General features: G+C 64.3%; 1 protein-coding gene. It reads right to left on the reverse strand.

Annotated elements, in window-relative coordinates; all coding sequences use genetic code 11:
* The coding region (locus tag KZZ04_RS18910) for a transketolase C-terminal domain-containing protein (protein WP_306430592.1) at positions 1-280 on the reverse strand (280 nt) is incomplete at both ends.

The raw sequence follows: 280 nt of genomic DNA on the forward strand, positions 1-280 counted from the left end.
GCCATGCGTTCGCGCACCGAGGCTTCAATCCCGGCTTCGTCCAGCCCGCATTCGGCAAGCATTTGCGCCGGCTTGGCATGTTCGACGTACACGTCCGGCAAGCCCAGGTGCAGCACCGACTTGAGGATATTCTCCCGCGCCAGGAACTCACTGACCGCCGCACCGGCGCCGCCCATGATGGCGTTTTCTTCGACCGTCACCAGCAGCTCATGGCTCGCGGCGATTTCGCGCACGAGGGCTTCGTCCAGCGGTTTGACGAAGCGCATGTCGACCACGGTGG

Source organism: Pseudoalteromonas sp. CR1 (assembly GCF_019392235.1).
Lineage (GTDB): Bacteria > Pseudomonadota > Gammaproteobacteria > Enterobacterales > Alteromonadaceae > Pseudoalteromonas.